Raw genomic sequence first — 20,889 nt, 5'->3', positions numbered from 1 at the left:
GCTTACTTCCTGTATGCGTTGTTAAACGACACACCACCGTATGGATTCCAAGTGATACCACCAAGAGTATCACTGTATGAATACATCTTTAAGGCGTGAGTTAAGGGCAGTACTGGAACGTCTTGTTCGATGATCTCTTGAATTTTGTAATAGTTTTTTAATCTGTTAATTAAACGCGGTGAACGGATTGCATCTTCTATTAAGCTTTCAATTTGACCATTACACCAACGGCTATAGTTATAACCTTGTTCTATTGCATCACAAGAAAATTGTTGCCTAAAAAAGTCGTCGGGGTCACTGTTATCGCTAGACCAGCCAACTAACAGTAGGTCGTAATTTGCTTGTCCGGCGAGTAGGTGGCGTCGTAACACCTGCCAATCCATCAAACGCACATTGACTTGGTACCCATCGCTGATCAGGTCATTACGGATCAGTTCAGCTGTTTTACGGGGTTGAGGATTATAACTCTTGGCTTGATTTAAAACCCAAAACTCTATCGCGGTTTGTTTGGCTTTTTCCACATAAGGATAAACCAAGTTATTTTGGGCGGGTGAATGGGCTTCACGTCGATAAGCCCAAGAAGAAGGCGAAAGTAGCCCATGTGCAATCTCAGCGGTATTTAAGTAAACGGAATCAACAATACGCTGTTTATCAATTAAACCTGCCACGTCGCGTCTGATCCGCACATCGGCAAAGGGCGGTTTTTGGGTATTAAAGGCCAGATAAGAGACATTCAGCCCTGCTTGTACCGAAACTAATAAGTCATCGCGTTGTTTCAATACTTGCAACTGGTTGGCGGCAGGTTGCGCCATAATGTCACACTGTCCGGTGAGTAATTTTGCTAAACGGACCGATGAGCTTGGAGTAATATCAAATACCAACTGCTGCATCGGTGGGGCACCTCGCCAATGTCGCCAATGGCGATAATAACGAATAAAGTGATCTTTGCGCTGATTGGCGAAATAGAAAGGCCCACTGCCGATTGGTTGCTGGTCGATTAAGGCTAACTGATTCTGTTGTCGCAGGTGATCAGCGTATTCTGCGGATAGTATCACCGCATAGTCACTGGCTAAGCTGGCGAGAAAAGCAGCATCAGGTTTTTTTAAAACAAACTCGACCGTGCTTTGCGAAAGCTTATGGAGTTGACGAATATTATTTGCGAAACCAATATTATTGAAGAATGGATAGTCACCGTGCACCAGTTTATATAAGGGGTGATCGGGATCCAGAATTCGCTGAAAACTTAACATCACATCATCGGCATTAAGCGTTCTGCTTGGCGAGAAGTACTTGGTTTGATGAAAATGGATCCCCTGCCTAAGATCGAAACGATAGTGCAGACCATCTTCACTAATTTGCCAGCTACTGGCGACCCCGCCGATCAATTGTTGGGTGATTGGATTAATTTCAACTAAACGGTCGTATAAATGCCGCGAAGTGACCGCAATCGCATTGATAGAGCTTTCGAGTTGGGGGTTAAAAGTACGAGGTGCGGTTTCGGTACAATAAACTAAACCTAGCTTTTTAACGTCTTGTTGTTGCTCACAACCGACTAGCAGCAAGCTTAGGCACATCATTGTGCCGTATAAAAATGCATTCATGTAAAGCTGATATCCTGATAACCGCGGGATAATTTACCATTAACCATCTGCTTATCTCAACCAATGATAGACCTAAGCTTGAGTATTAATTTGATGCTTTTTAATTAATCCTCTTAGCTGATGGTAGCTTATTTGTAGCGATTTGGCAGTAAGCGTTTGTTTAAAATGATTTTTCTTAAGCGTTTGAGTAATTAATTTTTTTTCGAAGGTCGCGACTTGTTGGTAAAATCCAGTGCTGTCGTGACTGTCCTCTAGAGTTGCTTGGGGAGCTTGCTTGGGACGCCAAGGAGACGCGAAAGCGTCAAAGTTTATGTCGTTAATTAAGTCTTTGGGATCTCCATTTTCAACCACCGCTCGTTCCACCACATTTTTTAGCTCGCGGATGTTTCCAGGCCAATGATATTGTTCCAGTTTGAGTTGCGCTGCTTGGCTGAATCGAGGTTTAGATTGTAGATTTAGTTCACGGGTCATTTTTAAAGCAAAATAGTTGGCCAGTAGCAGAATGTCTTCAGGTCGATGGCGTAAGGGAGGCAGAGTGATGACTGCAAAAGATAATCGGTCTAACAGGTCGGCTCGAAATTGTCCTTGTTGGGCGAGGGTGGGCAGATCTTGATTTGTGGCGCAGACTAAACGTACGTCGATGTTGATGCTTTTATTGCCACCAACTCGCTCGATTTGGTTTGACTCGATAGTTCTCAGTAGTTTTTCTTGTACTTCCATCGGCATATTCGCCAATTCATCTAACAATAGCGTTCCATGGTTGGCTTGTTCAAATCGTCCTTGGCGTTGCTGAGTGGCACCGGTAAATGCCCCCGCTTGATGACCAAATAGTTCTGATTCGATTAAATTGGGATTGAGGCTGGCGCAGTTTAAACCTAGATATTGTTTATCCCAGCGTTCCGACAGGTAATGAAGACGAGCGGCAATTAGTTCTTTACCCGTTCCTCTTTCGCCGATGACCAATACCGGACGATTCAGTGGCGCCAGTAATGACACTCGGTCGAGTACTTCCAAAAAACTAGGACTATTTCCGAGTAAACTGGGGCTTTCCATTGGTTATTCTCACTAATAGTTGGTTAATTTAACTATATCTTTGGTCGTCACTTCTGTCACCTATAGATTATACCCTTTAATATCAATGGTTTAAATTATTGGTATGAGTCTTGATAGAGAACAATAGACCAATTTTACTGAATAAGGAATTCCCATGGGTATGTTCACTCGATTAGCCGATATCATTAATGCCAATATTAGTGCAATGTTAGATAAGGCTGAAGATCCACAAAAAATGTTGCGTCTTATCATCCAGGAAATGGAAGATACTTTGGTAGAAGTACGCGCAAGTACCGCAAAGGTTTTGGCTGATAAAAAACAATTGCTTCGAAAAATCGAACATTTGGCGTTGCAAATGGACGACTGGCAAGCGAAAGCTGAATTAGCTTTAAGTCGCGAGCGTGAAGATTTGGCCCGTTTAGCTTTGGTGGAAAAGAAACATTTACAAGAGTCAATCAAGGTTCAGCAACACGAGCTCGGTTTAGTGGATGATAGCTTAATACAACTACAGCAAGAAATTGAGCAGTTAGAACTTAAATTGCTTGAATCTCGTAATCGACAAGCGGGATTGATAGCTCGTCAAACCACGGTAAAAAATCGTCATGCGGTTCGACAACAATTAGATAACGATCGCGCCTTAAAAACTCGTGAGAAGTTTGAGCAGTTTCAGGCTAAAATCGATCAACTAGAAGCTAAAGCGGAAGTGTTAGGCACGGATGAGGGGAATCAAGACTTAGCGAAGCAGTTTGCTGAGTTGAGCGCTGATGCGGAAATTGCCGATGAGTTAGCTAAACTAAAAGCAAAATTGGCTAAATAATGGGAGAGGGTATGCTTACTGTATTAGTCACACCGTTAATACTATTTATGGCGATAGTTGCTCCCTTATGGTTGATTTTGCATTATAAAAGTAAACGTCAGCTGGAACACGGCATTAGTGAACAAGAGCGAGAGCAACTGAATGCGATAGCGGCACGTGCGAAAGAAATGTCGTCTCGTATTAGCGCATTAGAAAGTATTCTTGATGAGCGAGTGCCGCACTGGAGGGACCGCTAATGTTTGAACGACCTTTTTATCGCGATCCAGTTAAAGGCAAAGTTGCGGGTGTTTGTGCTGGATTGGCACATAGCCTAGGCGCTGAAACTTGGTTAATTCGAATCATCGCAGTGACCTTGGCGATTACCAATTTTGGGTTATTTTTAATTGTATATGGCGCGGCTTGGCTATTTTTGGACAAGCAGCCTGTCGACGCCAAAGTTAACGATGAGGTCACCGTAAAATCGAAAGTATGGCAACGTGGCGAAACGCCAAGTCAAGCCTTAAAAGAACTCGACTCTCAATTTGATGGATTTGAGCAACGCTTACGTAAAGTTGAAAAAATGGTTACTGCTCGTAACTTTGACCTCCATAGTCAGTTTAAGGATTTGTAATTCGAATTACATGAATATTCAGTTGACTGTGCCATGGATATGGCTTCAGGCAGTAGTTATGATTCTGGCCTAGGTGAAGTCGTTGGGGATGGCATCAAGCCTTTCGACTCTCACCTCATTACAGCTTACATTTATTGGCGATCGTTATTCACAAATAACCATTGCGCAATCACCCTCTTGGAATTAATGTTGCCCTCAGCGCTTGATCTAACCGATATTGGAGCAGTAAATTGCTTACGCCTCAAATTAACCCAATTCATTAGCAAATGACACTTTGGTTAAGCTAGCTTTTTTGGTTAGACTAAACACATATAAGCGCATTAAGTCGAATAGTATGTTGAAGTCACTAAGGAATAGGAGAGCTTTTTTGCAGTTAACGCGGATGTTTAAGCAGAAAGCAATACAATACGAAGGTGGCTTTTTTTTGAGCCTCAGTCAATGTATCAAACCACGGGGTGATGTAGTAGGCGTTTTATGCGCATAGAACTTAATTGTGAGCAAAGTACCTCAGTTTTTAGTGCCGTATTAACAGTATTGGTAAAACATGGATTGGCGCTAAAAGCTATGCAAAGTGTTGATAGTGGCCATTTGTTTTTACATTTAGCTGAAATGGAACTCTCTCTTACGCAACAACTACTGAGTGAGTTTCGTTATGTGAATGGCGTTTCCGATGCGCGTATTGTTTCAGCTTTACCTTCGGAAATTGAGCATAAAGAAGTACAAATTTTGTTAGACAATGTGCCTTATCCGGTGGTCTTGATCGATAAGGTAGGTCAGATCCGACAGTTTAATCAGGCATTTGAACAATCCTGCCCAGATTCCACGCAGTCTCTAACAAACAGTGATGTAGGCCGATTTTTACGAGGTTTTAGTGTACAACGTTGGTTCGGTGGCGGTTCTGGAAAACGTGAGTTAGTGGAAGTTCAGCTGAGTGGTCGAGTTTATATGGCTGACATCATTCCGCTGTCTGAAACGGTATTATTTTCTCACCTTCCTGGCGCGATTATGCTGTTTAAATCGGCGCATTGGCTAGAGTCAAGTTTTGACTTATCTCAGCTTGAATTGGGAATTAGCGAAGGTCGCTTGGTTGCGAGCAGCGATGAAACCAATCTTGTCTTAAGCGGTATCAAACGTCTGGTTGAGCATCCGATGCCAACCTTATTATTCGGCGAAGCGGGCGTAGGAAAACGATTTTTTGGCCGTTTACTGAACGAGCTCTCGATGGGCTGTGATCAAGGTCTTTATGCATTCAATTGTCAAGATCAGCAATATAGTTTGTTGGAACAGTTGGCAGAAATTGCTGCCGAACGGCCGCATACGGTATTGTTAAGTAATATTGAAGACTTAAAAAGTGTTGAGGTTGAAGATGCGATTAGCGCGCTGTCCGCACCTCAACTTGGGATTAAACACCTCTTGTTTACTAGTCGTTATACGCCAGAACAACTGGCGGCGTTATGGGGCGGCGATCGTTATTATACGTTGATCAAAAATAGCATATGTGTGCCTCCGCTTCGGCAACGAAAAGAAGATATTGTCCCCTTAAGTCAATCCTGGTTAGACTTTCAGTATGCAAAACATCAGGAAGTTTCTCCTCCGCTAACGCGAGAGGTAAAGCGCTATTTAAGTTCTCTGAGTTGGCCGGGCAACATTCCGCAACTTTATCAGGTTTTACAAGATTCACTCGACTTCGGTAATATTAAACACTGGCAAGTGAATGATATTAAATACCATCATGAAAAAGTAGTGGACAGTGTGAATATCGAAAGTCTGTTGCAACAAGATTATCATTCAGCGATGGGCCAATTTGAACATTTGCTGCTGAGTTACCATTATCCGCAACATCCAAGTTCGCGTTTACTGGCGAAGAAGTTGGGTTTATCTCATACCGCGATAGCCAATAAACTTCGAGAACATAATATTCGTAATAAATCCGATTTTGACAGCTAGCTGATGCTGCTTTGACGGTGAAAAAGCGCGTTCTTAGGTTTACCCTTGCGCTGGTTTTGCTATGATGCGGCAAGCAAAAATATAAATTAGAGCAATGGAGACGCAAACATAATGAAGACCTATAAGATCGCCTTATTGGCTGGTGACGGTATCGGCCCAGAAGTAATGAAACAAGCGGTCAAAGTACTTAAAGCTGTTGAAGCGCGTAACCCTGAAGTCGCATTTGAACTTAATGAAGCCTTATTTGGTGCCGTCGCTTATTTTGAAACGGGTAAATCTTTCCCTGAAGAGACCATGGCCATCTGTGATGAGGCGGATGCGATTCTTAAAGGTACGATTGGTTTAAATCACGAAGATTCTAAAAAAATTCCGGTAGATGAGCAACCCGAGCGGGGCGCTTTGTTACCTTTGCGTCGACGTTACAATACTTATGCGAACTTCCGCCCTGTATATCTACCCAAAGAATTAGCGCATTTCTCACCATTGAAACCAGAAGTGATTGGTGAGGGTATCGATATCATGATCATTCGCGAATTGGTGGGTGGTTTGTATTTCGGCGAAAAAGAAATGGGTAAAGATGAGAGTGGTAAACGCTATGTGCGTGAAGTGCTTGAGTATGATGAAGACCAAATTCGTGACATTTTAAAAGTTGGTTTTGAGACCGCCCAACGTCGTAAGAAAGTACTGCATAATATTCACAAAAGTAATGTTTTAAAATCTAGCGTATTGTGGAACGAAATTTTAGAAGAAGTAGCGGTGGATTACCCCGATGTTGAAGTTAAACATATTTTGGTTGACGCTGCGGCGACTTACTTATGTTTAAATCCAGGCCAGTTTGATGTGATGGTGATGGAAAACATGTTTGGTGACATCTTAAGTGACCAAGGTGGTGGGATCTTGGGTTCTTTAGGTTTGATGCCTTCAGCTTGTATGGGACCTGAGAAGTCTTATTATGAGCCTTCTCATGGCAGTGCTCCTGATATCGCGGGTAAAAATATAGCCAACCCTTACTCCATGATTGGCTCGGTTGCGCTGATGTTAGAGATGAGCTTTGGTATGGAACAAGAAGCGAAAAACCTGTGGCATGCGATGAAATCGGTATTTGCCAATGGTTATGGCACGCCGGATCTCGCGAAAGGTGATGATGCCAAATTAATTGATACCGATGCTTTTGGTGACATGGTTGTCGCTGAGTTAAATAAAACCTCTCGAGGTTAATGAGTCAGTCTTAATAAAGCCAGCCTACGGGCTGGTTTTTTGTTGCTGCTACCTAAGGTAATCATCCCCTATTTACCTTGCTAAAAATGAATGCTAGCTTGATGATGCGCTTAGCAATTGGAACTGCAGCGATAGCAATCAATCGCTTGCTTTACTCAAGTGCCTTCGGCTTAAGTGTTTATCAAATGGGTGGCATTGGGGTTAATCTGGACTTAAACAAATGAAAAAACAAACAACATTAATTAGTGCGGGTCGTGATAAGAAGTGGACCCAAGGTTTAGTCAATCCGCCGGTCTCGCGTGCCTCTACCGTGGTATTTAACAGTGTTAAAGAAATGAAGTTGGCAACGGCTAATCGCCATGATAAAACTTTATTTTATGGCCGCCGTGGTACTCAAACCCACTTTGCTTTCCAAGAAGCGATGAATCAAATTGAAGGTGGCGAGGGTTGTGCCTTGTATCCTTGTGGTACCGCTGCCATTAGTGGGGCACTGTTGTCATTTTTGCAGCAGGGTGATCATCTACTGATGGTGGATACCGCCTACGAGCCGACTCGTAATTTATGTGACATGCTGTTAAAACGTTATGGCATTAGTACCACTTATTATGACCCTTTGATCGGCGCTGGCATCAGTGATCTTATCCAAGCCAATACCAAAGTGATTTTCCTCGAGTCTCCTGGTTCCTTAACCATGGAAGTACAAGATGCGCCAGCGATTGTCGCTGCTGCGCGACAAGCAAATCACGATATTGTGGTGATGCTCGATAATACTTGGGCTTCACCACTTAATTTTAGCCCCTTTGAGTTTGATATCGACATTTCTATTCAGGCTGCGACTAAATACATTGTTGGCCATTCCGATGTGATGTTGGGGACGGCAACTGCCAATAAACGCTGTTGGGATCAACTTCGCGAAAACTCTTACTTATTGGGTCAATGTACCTCGCCGGATGATATTTATTTGGCAATGCGAGGCATACGTACCCTTGGCGTACGTTTAGCTCAGCATCAAAAAAACGCCTTAGAAGTCGCTCATTGGTTGATGCTACATGATGATGTGGATCACGTTCGTCACCCTGCTTTAGCCAGTTGTCCCGGGCATGAATTTTTCAAGCGGGATTTTCAAGGTTCTTGTGGTCTATTTTCTTTTGTGATGAAAGGGGGAAATTCACAGGCTTTAACTGCCTTACTTGATGGCATGCAGCATTTTAAAATGGGCTACTCATGGGGCGGCTACGAAAGCTTGATCATGGGCGTAAACGGGGTTGATAAACTGCGCACTGCGACTCAGTGGCAGGCAACCGGTACTCTGATTCGGGTGCACATTGGGCTAGAAGATACGGCTGATTTGCTCGCCGATTTAGCGGCGGGTTTGGCGAGATTTAAGGCTGAACTTTAAGCGCTGCGGACTTATACCAATCGGGATAAAGCGCCTATTTTTGTAAGCCTCTGAGCAATGCCAGCGAAGGAGCGATTGGCACTCTAGCTCTTAAAGTAATAATGGAAATGGGTGTTTCCCATCACAATAAGGGTCTGCATGGCTGGTTTAAGTTTAATTGCCTTACTCGATGATATCGCCGCGGTATTAGATGATGTGGCGCTGATGACCAAAGTGGCGGCAAAGAAAACGGCGGGTGTGTTAGGTGATGATTTAGCCCTAAATGCTCAACAGGTTTCCGGGGTTAACGCTGATCGTGAGTTACCTGTAGTATGGGCGGTCGCTAAGGGCTCTTTGCTCAACAAGTTAATTTTGGTTCCTTTGGCCTTGTTGTTGAGTGTATTTTTACCTGTGGCAATCACTTGGCTGTTAATGTTAGGCGGTTTATTCCTTTGTTTTGAAGGTTTTGAAAAAGTATCTCATGCCTTGTTTGAGCAAACGGGACCAGAGCAAGATGCGCATCGGCAGCAGCGTATACGGGCAAACTCGGATCCGGCCATTGACCTCGTCGCTTTTGAAAAAGAAAAAATACGAGGTGCGATCCGTACTGATTTTATTTTATCGGCGGAAATTATCGTGATCGCTTTGGGCACGGTGAACGGTGCGGAACTGCTTACTCAAACAATCGTCGTTTCGGGGATTGCGGTGATGATGACTGCGGGCGTGTATGGCTTGGTTGCAGGTATCGTGAAGCTTGATGATGCGGGTCTATATTTGTTGAAATATGCAGAAGTTCATCATCGTGGTTTTATACTGCGAGCTTTTGCCCGTGCCCTATTAGGGTTTGCACCGCGCTTAATGAAGCTGTTAGTCATTGTTGGCACCGCTGCCATGTTTTTGGTTGGTGGCGGTATATTAGTGCATGGTATCCCGTTGTTCGCGGACTTAGCGCATCAGATAAGTCATTACTTTGCTTCGGCAAAAGGTTTCCTACTATTACTGAAATATAGTGTGCCAGTATTGCTTAACGCTCTAGTTGGGGTGGTTGCTGGAGCAGTCATTATGTTGGGATGTATGACAGCTAAACGTTTGATAGGACGAGTCACTACTTAGGTAAATGCTTGCTTGGTGCTCGCAAAGATTGATATTTCTTTAGGATCTCCGAGTAACGAGGGCTGTCCAAAATTTTGAGTAAGGCGGTTTGAAAGCGCTCTATAAAGTGATCGCTAATCGTACGATTAAAGGCATAACAAAGAGGCACGTCTTGGAGTAGCCATTTCACCTCATAAGCGTCTAGTGGCAGTTGATTTTCAATTGCGGCTTGGCGAATAATGGTTTCTACGCCCGAAATGTACTCGACCCGTTTCGATAATAACAGCCGTATTAATTGTCGGTAGTTATTGGTTAGCTTGATATTGTGGTCGTCAAAGCTGTGATTGAGCAACAGTTGCTCTCCTACATCAGTGCGCATTGCAGCAATCATGCTGCTTTTGAATTGATTTAAATGGCTTATTTTTATTGCCGTATTTTTGGGCCCGAAGATGACCACTTTAATCCTATCGATTGGACAAGCCCATTTAAAATAAGGTTCACGTTTGCTGGTTCGGGCGGTAGAAAATAGTACAATATCTGGTTTTTGGGTCATCAGATAATAGGCTCTCGCCCAAGGCATCACTCTAATTTCTTGTTCGGGCTCGCCCATGACTTGCCATGTCAGCCTTAATAGTTCTACCGAAATACCCTGAAGTTGACCACGCTCATCGGTATAATTAAACGGAAAGGCTTCTTCAGTGATATAGGAGAGAGTAGGCGTTGCTGCTGAGGTAAGCGCCGGAGAAAGAGAAACAAGCAATAGAAATAAATATTGGGAAAGCCGCATGATGATACGCTCACTACAGTTGGATAGTCCAAGTATAGTGAGCGAAGCTGACTTATGCTTTTCCCTTAAATATCAGTTTGTGAACTGCCCACTCAATATTTAATTAGATCAGTGGCAACCTGACGCAAAATTCAACACCGCTGTTGTCACTGAAATTACGAGCTGAGATCTTACCTTTGTGAAATTCACAGACTAGACGTGCGATATATAAACCCAAGCCTAAGTGGGGTTTTTGTTGCGCTTGTTGGCTGCGAATTGACACCATTGATTCAAAAATTTGTTCTACCATGTTGTCTGGCAGAGTCGGGCCATGATTACTAATAAGTAATACTGCGTCTTTATTGTCTCGTTGAAAGCTCACCTGAATGGCTTTATTGGGCAGGCTAAACTCCATTGCGTTGGCGACCAATTTGTCCATTAATTGGGCTATATATTCAGGAACTCCAATGATGTTTAAGTCATCAGTGCAAATATCACAGTCGAAGACTTGTTCAGGATAAGTGTATTGGTAGCCCTGCATGCAGCCCGATATCACCTTCGTGAGTGGAAAAGAACAGCGTTCTGCTTGCGATAGGCTCTGTTCAAGTCGAGTCGCTTCGCTCATATTATTTAAGATCATATTTAAGCGATTGACACCTTCTTGAGCCCGGTCGACATATTTTTGAGCGTCCCGGTCGAGGCGTTGTAAACCGAGATGTTCTAATGAAGAGCGCACGACGGCGACCGGTGTGCGCAGTTCGTGAGACAGCCGAGAAGACATATTTTCCAAATAATGAGTATATTGGCTTAAACGGCTAACCACATTGGCAAAACTACGGGATAAATCGCCGATTTCATCCTTATCTTTGGAGCCTCGCAGTGGTGCGCTCACTCTACCTTGACTATCGATGGCCTGTTCGGCTTGGTCGCGTAACTTCCGGATCCGATTTGAAATACTCGAAGCGAAAATAAATAGCGACAATGTACCCACCGACATCACAATCAGAATAATATTGAATAGTCGTTCGAGGGCATGATTACGCAGCGTTCGAATACCGTTGGTGGTTTCCTCGGCAATGACCACCCCCATAACCTTGTCGTCGATCCAAATCGGACTCGCGGCAGCCAACACAACCGCACGGCCATCGGGCGTGAGCCGCCAAGTTGAACCGGGTTTACCATTCAAGGCTTGCTGAATATGGCTGCCCCTAAGTTCGGTTGAGTCCTGCAAGGAGTCAACAAAGTCTTGCGGCGGTTTGGTGAGTATTTTGTAGTACAGCGGATACAGATATTGTTGCATCAGCTGGTTCCACCAATTTGTTTTGGATTTATGATTGAGACTACGCGCCCAAATACTTTGGGTATTGCGAATATCACCAGATTTAGCCAATACACGACCGTGTTTGTCAACCACCCAAATACGCGAGCTATTATGGCTCATGCCTTTAATAATGCTTTCAATTTCAGGCGAAGGGACTAACACAGTACCGAGTTGGTCGACACTATCAATTGCTGAGGTGCCAATAATAGAGATCAGTTTTCGTTTGGCTTGGCGATTCACGTTATAAATCGCAAAGCCAAGTTTACTGCCCACCATCTTCAGCGGGATCCGTAATTCTATGTTATAGCCTTGCTTGGTGCTTAGCCACTGTCCTTGGATCTTTATCTCAGGTTTGACGGGGGTGTTTAGCTTGGGATCGAGCGGTAGCTCGAAGGCATTGATCCAACCGTCTTCGGTGGTGGCCACAATATAGCGGCGAAAATTACCGTCAGGAGCCAAAGTTGCGATCGCCAGATGATCGTTATTATCGATGCGCAGGGTATTTTTGCCGCGATACACCACATCGGGATCTGTGACTTCAAAACTGGCATAAAGATAGCGGCCAAACTTGCCTACCATGTGAGTAAATTGACTGTTGATCGGTGCATCGGGATCGGCTTGGTAAATCACATGTTCTTTGCCGTAAGTGAGCATTCGATGCTGGTAGTCTTGCCAATCACTTAATTTACCATCTAATAGGATCGGGCCCGCCAATGGATAAGCATAGAGATCGCGTCCTTTCTCTACTTGGCTTAAAAAGCTGGCTTGGCTGTCAAATAATTTGGGGCGTTCGTGTAAGGCGGTCGCTAAGGCTTGGGTCGTCCCTTCGAGGGTTTTTTCTTGGCCTAAACGTAAGTATTTCTCCATTTCCCAGACGTATTGATAACCCAACCAAGGCAGGCAGAGCAAAAATAATGATAAAAAAGTGACCTTGGCTCGCAAGCCTAAAGGTAATACCGGCAGCATTAGGCGAGGCTATCCCAGCGGTAACCCATGCCATAGACCGTATCGATGCATTCGAAATTGGGGTCGCTGGCTAAAAACTTCTTGCGGATCCGTTTAACATGGGAAGTAATGGTACTGTCATCGACAAAAATTTTCGCCTCGCTCATCAAGTCCTGACGACTACGCACATGCCCAGGGCGTTTGGCGAGGGCATGTACCATCCAAAACTCGGTGACGGTTAGTTCAATCGTGTGTTGATTCCATAAAACTTGCATCCGGTTGCCGTCGATGGCTAAGGGGCCTCGTTGTAGTAAGTTATCTTCTACAGGGGGGGCCGCCAGTAATTCTGAGCGGCGAAAGAGGGCGGCGATGCGTGCTACTAAGTGCGGAAAACTAATGTCTTTAGTGAGGTAATCGTCGGCCCCTAAGCGCAAGCCACAAACGGTGTCGAAGTCGCTGTCACGGGCCGTTAGAAAAATAATCGGTAAGCTGCTAGACATCGCACGCAGCGACTGACACAACGAAAAACCGCCGTCAATCTCATCCTCTAGGCCAATATCAATAATCGCTAAATCGGGTAAGCGGGTGTTAAAGGCTGCCAGAGCGCTAGGGCGATTTGCATAGGCTTGGACGCTATAGCCTTGTTGCTGTAGGACGTCTTTGTAGTTTTCGCGGATAGCCGCTTCATCTTCTACGATGGCAATGCGTTTCATAGGGGCATGGATCTTCTAAGTGATTGACTCAGGTGAACTATACCTCATTTTTAAGCAAGTTTGCGGGGCTTAAGTGAATTGCCATTTTATTGCCACAATTGATAAGCGTACTGCCATTTTTGCGGCCCGTGAATGCCATTTGTTTATTGTTTAATGGATCCATCGAAACGGTTTGAGCTTTTCAAACCTCGTGAATGAAACCATTGAACAAGGATATTAATTATGAACAAGTCAGTTATTAGTCTCGCCTTAGTGACCAGCTTAAGCCTTTCTTCATTGAGTTATGCGGCTGAGCCTAGTCCGCAACTGAGTGAACGTGATGCGAAAACGGAAATGATCGGTTTAGGTTCTGGCGCTGCTGTTGGTGCGATTATTGGTGGCCCGATTGGCGCCTTTATTGGCGGTTTTACAGGGGTGTTTATTGGTAAATCGGTGGCTGACGAAGAGGCACTTGCCAGTCAACAGCAGCAGTTAAGTGAGCAACAGCAGCAGTTGGCTCAGTTGAGTGAACAGACTGAGCAATACCAGACATTAGCGGCGCAGCATGCCAGAGTTAATGCTCAGTTGGAGCAACTTAAAAACGCCCATCAAGAAAAGATGTCAGAACTTGAATTAGGTCTGAATGTGCAATTTAAAACCGGTTCATCGGTGATCGAACCGCATTTTAAACAGCAATTAGATGATGTGGTTTATACCATGTCTCTCGCGCCAGAGCTGAAGTTGAACTTAACTGGCTATGCCGATCGTCAAGGCGATTCTCGTTATAACCAAGCGCTGTCGGAACAACGTTTAGCTGAGGTTCGCGCCTATTTAATTCATCAAGGGATTGCTGAGCAACGACTGAATTCGCAAGCCTTTGGTGATCGTTCTCCATTGCTGGCCGAGCCCAGTGTAGAAAACAACTTTTTTGACCGCCGAGTCACTCTCAAACTTAGTGCTCAGCGTGGCATGTTAGCCGCCCAGTAATTGCGTTTAGGAGATAGCAAATGGACCAGCAATTAATCCGCTGTCGCCGAGGCTGGGGTTCCCCCTTTAACTTTGGTGCTGTGGTTCTCGCATTCGGGGCTGCGTTATTGTCACCCTGTGCGGTAGTCGCTAATCAAAGCCTGACGACGCCGCAAGATCCTTTAGGTTTAGGACAACTACGCTATATCGATCAAAATGGTCAAGCTCAACGCAGTTTACCACTGCATAGTGACGTCTCGATGACGGTCTCGGGTCTGACCAATCGAGTGACTCTGACTCAAACTTTTATGAATGAGAGTGAGCAGTGGATTAACGGTCAGTACCTTTTTCCGCTACCTAATGAGGCGGCGGTTGATCAGCTTCAGTTAGTGGTAGGGGATCGGGTGATTGAGGGGCAGGTTCAGGCCAAACAGCAAGCACTACGCACTTTTGAAGTGGCTAAGCGGCAAGGTAAACGGGCAAGTTTGGTTAGCCAGTTAAGGCCGAATGTATTTAATACCGCCATCGCCAACCTCGGTCCTCACCAGCGATTGCAGGTGAGAATCACTTATCAACAGCGTTTGGATTATCTAAATGGTGAATTTAGTCTGCGGTTTCCGATGCTGGTTAATCCGCGTTATACGCCGCTTATTTTTCGTAAATCGATGGCGCTTATCCAGCCTCCAGATGTGGAACCAAGGGCGGAGCACTCAGGCGCTTGGTCTGCTGAGCATTTCAGTGGATTGAACGCGATAAATTCGTATCACAATAGCGCCTATCGTTTAGTAGAGCACAGTATTGCTCAATATACTTCGATAGGAGCAAAGCCTCTACCAGTTAAATTGAAGGTCCATCTCGACAGTGGTTTTGACTTAGCGCAACTCACTAGTTTGTATCATCCAATTGCCAGTCATCCGCGCAAGGATGGCAGTGTTGATATTGACTTGCTTTCTAGTGATGCGAATCAAGATTTTGTGCTGAAGTTTCGCCCTCAAGTCGGTCTGCGGCCAGAAGCGGCCATTTATGTGCAGCAGGGGCAAAGTCACCAAAAGGCTCAAACCAGTAATCGAGATGACTATGTTTTGTTGATGTTAATGCCGCCTCAAGGGGCTAAAGTGGATCAGTTAGACTTGCCAAGAGAACTGATCTTAGTGATTGATACTTCAGGATCGATGTCGGGGCAGTCGATGACTCAGGCTCGCCAAGCGCTACAATATGCATTGGATGGTTTAGAGCCTGATGATTCCTTTAATATCATCGAATTTAACTCGGATTATCGGCAATTTTCGGCGCACTCCTTGGTGGCAAATAAAGGTAATTTACAAGCCGCTAAAGGCTTTATTGCAAGTTTAAGCGCAGACGGCGGTACCGAAATGTTTAGTGCACTTCAGGCTGCTCTGAGCCACAACGAAGGCCAAAAAAATGGCTCTTTACGCCAAGTTATATTTATTACCGATGGTGCAGTGAGTAACGAAGTGCAGCTATTTGAATTAATTCGGCTGCAGCTTGGTGCGAATCGCCTATTTACCATTGGGATAGGCTCCGCGCCTAATTCACATTTTATGCAGCGGGCTGCCGAATTAGGTAAAGGCACATTTACCTACATTGGTAAGCAGAGCGAAGTGGAACAAAAAGTAATAGCCTTGTTTGAACAGATAGCTCATCCGGTATTGAGTGACATTCAGCTGAGATATGATGATGGCACCGTCCCCGATTATTGGCCCACGAATATTCCTGATTTGTATTCGGGGCAACCTTTAATGTTAAGTATTAAACAGGCGCATGGTCGACATTCACAAGTTTGGGTCAGCGGTAAATTTGGCACACAACAATGGCAACAAAATGTGAATTTAAAGAGCAATAAACAGGTTGCAGGTTTAGATTTGCTTTGGGCGAGGCAGCAAATATCGGCCTTAGAGCTGAGTAAAAACGGTGCTAACGAGCAACGCGTTGATCAGCAAGTATTAGCACTGGCGATGAAATATCATCTCGTTAGTTCGCAAACTAGCTTGGTGGCGGTAGATATTAGTCCGGTGAAACCTGCAACGCTTCGTGCGGTCGACAAACCGATAGATGGTGGGATGCCGAAGGGATGGCAATCGAATGGCGTATTGCCTCAAACCGCGACGGGCAGTCGGCTAGATATTTTATTTGGGCTAAGCTTGCTGCTTGGTGCCTGGGGATGGGGATACTTTAATCATCGTCGTGCAGCCGCAGTGCGAACTTCCGCCTTGATTTAGCTTAATGAGTCAGCTCTCTTTGGCTGGTTTTGTTAGAGGGAGTTGACAGTATGGGGAGCAAGTTATGATCTTAAGTTTCTTAGCCAAACATCCGTTACCATGTAGTTTATTTCTATTCGGTGTTCTGGTGTTGAGCCACGGTTTGTATATTCAGGCCAAAGCTTATCTTGCACAGCTGTTGATTGCGCAGGCATGGCAGCATACTTTAGTTGATCAGCAACCGCACAAACCTTGGCAGTGGGCCGATACTTATCCGGTGGGTAAGCTTAGCTTCGTGACCAAACAAGAGAGCATAAATTTTAAGCATCAAGTGGATTCCGTTTATGTGTTGGCGGGGGCATCTGGGCGCACGCTCGCTTTTGGCCCTGGCTTAGTTCTGAGTGGTGCGAAGATTGGGGAGGTGGGCAATACCGTGATCGCTGGGCATCGAGATACTCATTTTGCAAATTTAGCTGCGGTGAATAAGGGGGATTTGTTGCAGATTGAAGCGAGTCATGGCGAAACCTTGCTTTATCAAGTGATGAATACTCAGATCGTCGATCAATCCGCGACTCAGTTTATGGCACCAAGTGACGATAACCGCCTCACCTTGATTACTTGTTATCCCTTTAACCAATTAAGTGGTGGAGCCCAGCAGCGATATATTGTGGAAGCCTTATTGGTACATAAGCCTCGGGTAATATAGTCAGAATATTCGATGTTTTCTGACAATCCGTTGCTGGGTTTATTGTCAATCATCGGCCATTTTGTTTTGCTGTGATACCGAGGTTTCGCTCAGTCATTAGTGAGTAGTGCATCGCTAGCTTGAATAAATTTCGCCGAGGCCCGCGCTAGTTGCTGTGATCCTTGGCAAATAAAAGCTTCCAGTCGATAAAATCCTCTTTTTTGGCTCAGTAGTTTAGCTTGCACTGTTACTGTTGTTCCCACCCGAATTGGGGCAATAAAACGTACGCTTAATTCGGCGGTTAGCGCTTTAATGCCGCGCATCAACAAGCAGTGGGTCATGGCTGCATCAAGTAGTGTACTGGTCATGCCGCCGTGTAATAACCCATGATAGCTCTGATGTTGAGCGGTCACCGAAAATTGGCTGTTGGTCCAACCTTCAGCATCTAGTTGAAAGCGTAAATTAAGAGAGTGTGGGTTGAACTTGGGGTCGCTACAGACCATACAGTGCGAATGGCTTTGCATGGCTTTTGGATAAGTTTGCATATGGGGGGGTCTCGTGAGATATGGGCTCCGCGCCTGCGGAGCTCGATAATTATGGTGCTGTGGGTGGTTCTTCGATTTGATAAAGGTGTTCAGCACAGGCAGTTTTACAGCCACATAAACGTTGATCGTGAAGCATTGGTTTGGTGAGTCTAGCCCGTTTTTTTCGTTTAAAACCGAGCATGATCCCAACAAATAGCAATATGATAACAAAGGCGCTGAGGCAATAAGCTAAGAGTGACAGCATCGGCCGCGGCCTTTTTGGTGTTGCGGGTGAGCATGGCCTGGGTTGTCGTTACATCGACCTGATTTTTGCTCATGGTGATGTCCTTGATGATGGCGTTCTTCACAGCAGCGCCCTTGCTTTGAATTTGCAGGTTCATCATGGGTGCAGCCACAACCACCTTCAGCTTGTTTTTTCAGATGATTGATCGATGGACGTCCTTGAGAGGCATTTTGAAGCGGAATTAACTGGCTGGCGTTGCTAGCTAACTGCTCAATGGTTTTATTACTGGTTGGTGATTGTAATACGTTTAATGATAGAGCGAGTAACTTACCGAGCATTTGTTCGCCAATGTTGCGAACGATCACTAAGTTGGCCTGTTGCTGCTGAAGTAGAATAAGTAAGTCTTTTTTCCCCGAGCAGTTGGTGTTCAATCCCGGATTAGCGTGCCGGGACAGTTGTTCCCCCTGTTCGTTGACAAACAAGATACTGTCGGCTTTGGTGAAGTGTGGTGCGAGTCGATCATCATTAATGGGGATGGCAATTATCATTGGGTGTTACTCCTAGGTATGAAAGTACATCAGCACAACGCTGTTTGCAGGGCATATCAATGTTCATCATTTACGCCCTCATCGAGTGCAGTTTGGTATTAAAAAACTAGCCTGTATTTAGCATATGCTATTTATACTCGTTATTTTTAGCATATGCAACATTTGGGATGACATTGTTCATGCTAACCGCCTACAGCAGAGGCGTGGCCGTTGGATTAAGCTGTTATCTGAGTTTGATGTCTGGATCTGATTTGCATCCGAGTTTGTTGCTAGCGAAGTGTTTTGTTATTGGTTTAAGGTGAGTTTTTTTGGCGTGCTTATTTTGACCGCTTAGCCAGTTTATGGGATGACTGTCCGATAAAAGCTGAACGAGCCGGCCTAACTGCGCAAAAAATTAAAGCCCTGAGATGTGCGCCAACGAATAGTTTGGTGGATTATTTTTTGGGGGGGAGGACTAGACTATTGAGTATTTACTTGCTGGATTTGTTGCGGCAGAGCAAGCCTGTTTTTATTGCTTGCTCAACAGTCTGGCTAAACGACAGTATCATAAGCGCGATAGGTACTAGCAGTTCACGCAGCATGTTTATATTAACTAAAAAGACAATTATTAGGTGCAATGGGCTACACTCGATATGTGACTAATCTATTCATATTTGGGGTAATTCTATGAGCGATGAGCGGGTCCGTTATAGCAAACAAGACAGTTTAATTTCTACTACCACTTCAGATAGCCACATCACTTATTGTAATCAGGATTTTTGCCGAGTGTCTGGATACCAAGCCGCGGAACTGAAAGGGAAACCGCATAATGTGATCCGTCATCAAGACATGCCTAAAGCCGCATTTACTCAGTTGTGGCAGTATATTCAATCGGGTCAGAGTTGGATGGGCTTGGTTAAAAACCGCTGTAAAGGCAGCGGTCATTATTGGGTGTCGGCATTTGTTACCCCCATCGTTGATAAAAGCGGCAAAGTATACGAGTATCAATCGGTTCGAACCGAACCGGATGATGCGCAGATCCATCGTGCTGAAACTGTCTATCAAGCCTTGAATAAGGGAGAGGATAAGCGTTTTCGCCGTCGTTGGCTGGGAGTCTCTTCCGCTTTAGCGTGCGTTACATTTGTGGCGGTGTTGCTGGGAGCGGCAGGCTATCTTTGGTGGTGGCTGCCAGTTATTGTTGCGGGTCTGCAATTGCCAGTCATGTGGTGGAATCATCGTCGCCATCGATCCGTTGTAGATTTAGCGCAGCGCCAATATAGCAATGCTTTGATGGAATACCCTTATACCGGCCATTTTGATGACTGGTCAGCGATTGAATTAGCGGTAAAAATGAAAGGGGCTGAGCTTAGAGCTGTGACCGCAAGGTCAATCGATACTACAAGCCAAATTCGTGAAGCCAATCGTGACGAATTAGCCAGTCGAAAACGTCTCACAGAGAATCTCAACGAGCAAACGGTCGCCACGGAGGCAATGGCGGCTTCAGCCGAAGAAATGCTGTCGGCAATTGAGGAAGTGGCTAACGACGCCCAAGAGAATTCAGTGTATGCTCAAAAAGTTCAGCAGATTGCATTGGATGGACAAGCGGTGGTCAATAATACCTTAGATTCGGCACAACAGTTACATCAAGAGTTATTGGTGTCGCACTCATCGCTAGAACAGTTAAACCAAGATGTGAATAGTGTTGAAGGGATCTTAGGTTTAATCCAAGCTATTGCTGAGCAAACCAATTTACTGGCCCTCAATGCTGCAATCGAAGCGGCGAGAGCCGGGGAGTCTGGTCGTGGTTTTGCGGTGGTGGCCGACGAAGTGAGGACCTTGTCGGAGAAAACCACTCATTCTGTGGATGATATTAGAAACAAGATTGAGGGTTTGAAAGCCACAGCAACAGATACTGGTAAGAAAATTTTAGCAGGGCAGCATTATTCAAATCAAAGCGTTGAGCAAACGCAGCAAACCCATTCAGCCTTTAGCGACATTGTCTCTCATATCAATTCAATTGGTGAACGCTCGGCGCGCACTTCCGAAGCGCTTTCGGAACAAGCGACGGTGACTCATGAAATGGTGAACCATATTCATCGAATGAAAGAGGCTATTTCAGGTACTGGTAGTCTCTCCGAGTTGTCAGAAGACCGGACTCGGCAAGTGATTCTTGAGCTGGATAGTCTTGAGCGATTAATTCGAGCCTTTGACGCCAAGTCTTCGTTTTAAGGGGGCGGTTTAGCAATTGAGAACTTGTTGGCTGCACTCTTCTGTGGTGCTAAGT

General features: G+C 45.0%; 18 protein-coding genes. 11 read left to right on the top strand and 7 right to left on the bottom strand.

Annotation, left to right across the window (positions count from 1 at the left end):
* Positions 1-2: 2 nt before the first annotated feature.
* A complete protein-coding gene (locus ACRRSW_RS13400; RefSeq protein WP_432459585.1) occupies positions 3-1,601 on the bottom strand; it encodes an ABC transporter substrate-binding protein in 1,599 nt (532 codons plus the stop codon).
* A gap of 72 nt (positions 1,602-1,673) precedes the next feature.
* Positions 1,674-2,654 carry a phage shock protein operon transcriptional activator gene (gene pspF, locus ACRRSW_RS13395; RefSeq protein ID WP_432459584.1) on the bottom strand — a complete coding sequence of 327 codons (981 nt, stop codon included), beginning with the start codon at positions 2,652-2,654 and terminating at the stop codon, positions 1,674-1,676.
* Between the two features lie 154 nt (positions 2,655-2,808).
* Between pspF and pspA the strand changes: the two genes are divergently transcribed.
* From pspA to ACRRSW_RS13360, 7 genes are all read left to right on the top strand, one after another.
* Entirely contained in the window at positions 2,809-3,471 is a 663-nt protein-coding gene (gene pspA / locus ACRRSW_RS13390; protein ID WP_432452722.1) for a phage shock protein PspA, read from the top strand.
* Between the two features lie 11 nt (positions 3,472-3,482).
* Entirely contained in the window at positions 3,483-3,707 is a 225-nt protein-coding gene (gene pspB / locus ACRRSW_RS13385) for an envelope stress response membrane protein PspB (RefSeq protein WP_432452723.1), read from the top strand.
* Positions 3,707-4,081, top strand: coding sequence for an envelope stress response membrane protein PspC (gene pspC / locus ACRRSW_RS13380; RefSeq protein ID WP_432452724.1), 375 nt, complete (start codon positions 3,707-3,709; stop codon positions 4,079-4,081). The genes pspB and pspC overlap by 1 nt, the downstream gene beginning before the upstream one ends.
* Before the next feature lie 474 nt (positions 4,082-4,555).
* A complete protein-coding gene (locus tag ACRRSW_RS13375) occupies positions 4,556-6,028 on the top strand; it encodes a TyrR/PhhR family helix-turn-helix DNA-binding protein (protein WP_432459583.1) in 1,473 nt (490 codons plus the stop codon).
* Between the two features lie 111 nt (positions 6,029-6,139).
* Positions 6,140-7,246, top strand: coding sequence for a 3-isopropylmalate dehydrogenase (gene leuB, locus ACRRSW_RS13370; RefSeq protein WP_432459582.1), 1,107 nt, complete (start codon positions 6,140-6,142; stop codon positions 7,244-7,246).
* Positions 7,247-7,466: 220 nt separating this feature from the next.
* Positions 7,467-8,645, top strand: a complete 1,179-nt coding sequence (locus ACRRSW_RS13365; RefSeq protein WP_432452727.1) for a cystathionine beta-lyase — start codon at positions 7,467-7,469, stop codon at positions 8,643-8,645.
* 138 nt (positions 8,646-8,783) lie between these two features.
* On the top strand, positions 8,784-9,737 hold the full coding sequence (locus ACRRSW_RS13360) for a DUF808 domain-containing protein (protein WP_432452728.1): 954 nt from the start codon (positions 8,784-8,786) through the stop codon (positions 9,735-9,737).
* Here ACRRSW_RS13360 and ACRRSW_RS13355 read toward each other — a convergent pair.
* From ACRRSW_RS13355 to pdsR, 3 genes are all read right to left on the bottom strand, one after another.
* Positions 9,730-10,503 (bottom strand): substrate-binding periplasmic protein, encoded by a 774-nt coding sequence (locus ACRRSW_RS13355; protein ID WP_432452729.1) that lies wholly within the window; start codon positions 10,501-10,503, stop codon positions 9,730-9,732. The two genes, ACRRSW_RS13360 and ACRRSW_RS13355, sit on opposite strands and share 8 nt — an antisense overlap.
* A gap of 103 nt (positions 10,504-10,606) precedes the next feature.
* Positions 10,607-12,769 carry a proteobacterial dedicated sortase system histidine kinase gene (pdsS, locus tag ACRRSW_RS13350; protein WP_432452730.1) on the bottom strand — a complete coding sequence of 721 codons (2,163 nt, stop codon included), beginning with the start codon at positions 12,767-12,769 and terminating at the stop codon, positions 10,607-10,609.
* Complete coding sequence (gene pdsR, locus ACRRSW_RS13345) at positions 12,769-13,461, bottom strand: proteobacterial dedicated sortase system response regulator (RefSeq protein ID WP_432452731.1); 693 nt, start codon at positions 13,459-13,461, stop codon at positions 12,769-12,771. Before pdsR ends, pdsS begins: the two co-directional genes overlap by 1 nt.
* 222 nt (positions 13,462-13,683) lie before the next feature.
* On the opposite strand from pdsR, the gene pdsO reads away from it, so the two are divergent.
* From pdsO to ACRRSW_RS13330, 3 genes are all read left to right on the top strand, one after another.
* A complete protein-coding gene (gene pdsO, locus ACRRSW_RS13340) occupies positions 13,684-14,427 on the top strand; it encodes a sortase-associated OmpA-like protein PdsO (RefSeq protein WP_432452732.1) in 744 nt (247 codons plus the stop codon).
* Between the two features lie 20 nt (positions 14,428-14,447).
* Positions 14,448-16,646: a marine proteobacterial sortase target protein gene (locus ACRRSW_RS13335; protein ID WP_432452733.1), complete on the top strand. Its 2,199-nt coding sequence runs from the start codon at positions 14,448-14,450 to the stop codon at positions 16,644-16,646.
* A gap of 64 nt (positions 16,647-16,710) precedes the next feature.
* Positions 16,711-17,331: a class GN sortase gene (locus ACRRSW_RS13330; protein WP_432459581.1), complete on the top strand. Its 621-nt coding sequence runs from the start codon at positions 16,711-16,713 to the stop codon at positions 17,329-17,331.
* A gap of 89 nt (positions 17,332-17,420) precedes the next feature.
* On the opposite strand, the gene ACRRSW_RS13325 is transcribed toward ACRRSW_RS13330, so the two are convergent.
* Complete coding sequence (locus tag ACRRSW_RS13325) at positions 17,421-17,855, bottom strand: PaaI family thioesterase (protein ID WP_432452735.1); 435 nt, start codon at positions 17,853-17,855, stop codon at positions 17,421-17,423.
* Between the two features lie 228 nt (positions 17,856-18,083).
* Positions 18,084-18,626, bottom strand: a complete 543-nt coding sequence (locus ACRRSW_RS13320) for a NifB/NifX family molybdenum-iron cluster-binding protein (RefSeq protein WP_432452737.1) — start codon at positions 18,624-18,626, stop codon at positions 18,084-18,086.
* 666 nt (positions 18,627-19,292) lie between these two features.
* Here ACRRSW_RS13320 and ACRRSW_RS13315 point away from each other — a divergent pair.
* A complete protein-coding gene (locus ACRRSW_RS13315) occupies positions 19,293-20,834 on the top strand; it encodes a methyl-accepting chemotaxis protein (protein WP_432452738.1) in 1,542 nt (513 codons plus the stop codon).
* The last annotated feature ends 55 nt before the right edge of the window (positions 20,835-20,889 follow it).

Source organism: Agarivorans sp. QJM3NY_25, from assembly GCF_050870875.2.
GTDB lineage: Bacteria > Pseudomonadota > Gammaproteobacteria > Enterobacterales > Celerinatantimonadaceae > Agarivorans.
This window is presented reverse-complemented; position numbering and strand designations above follow the sequence as displayed.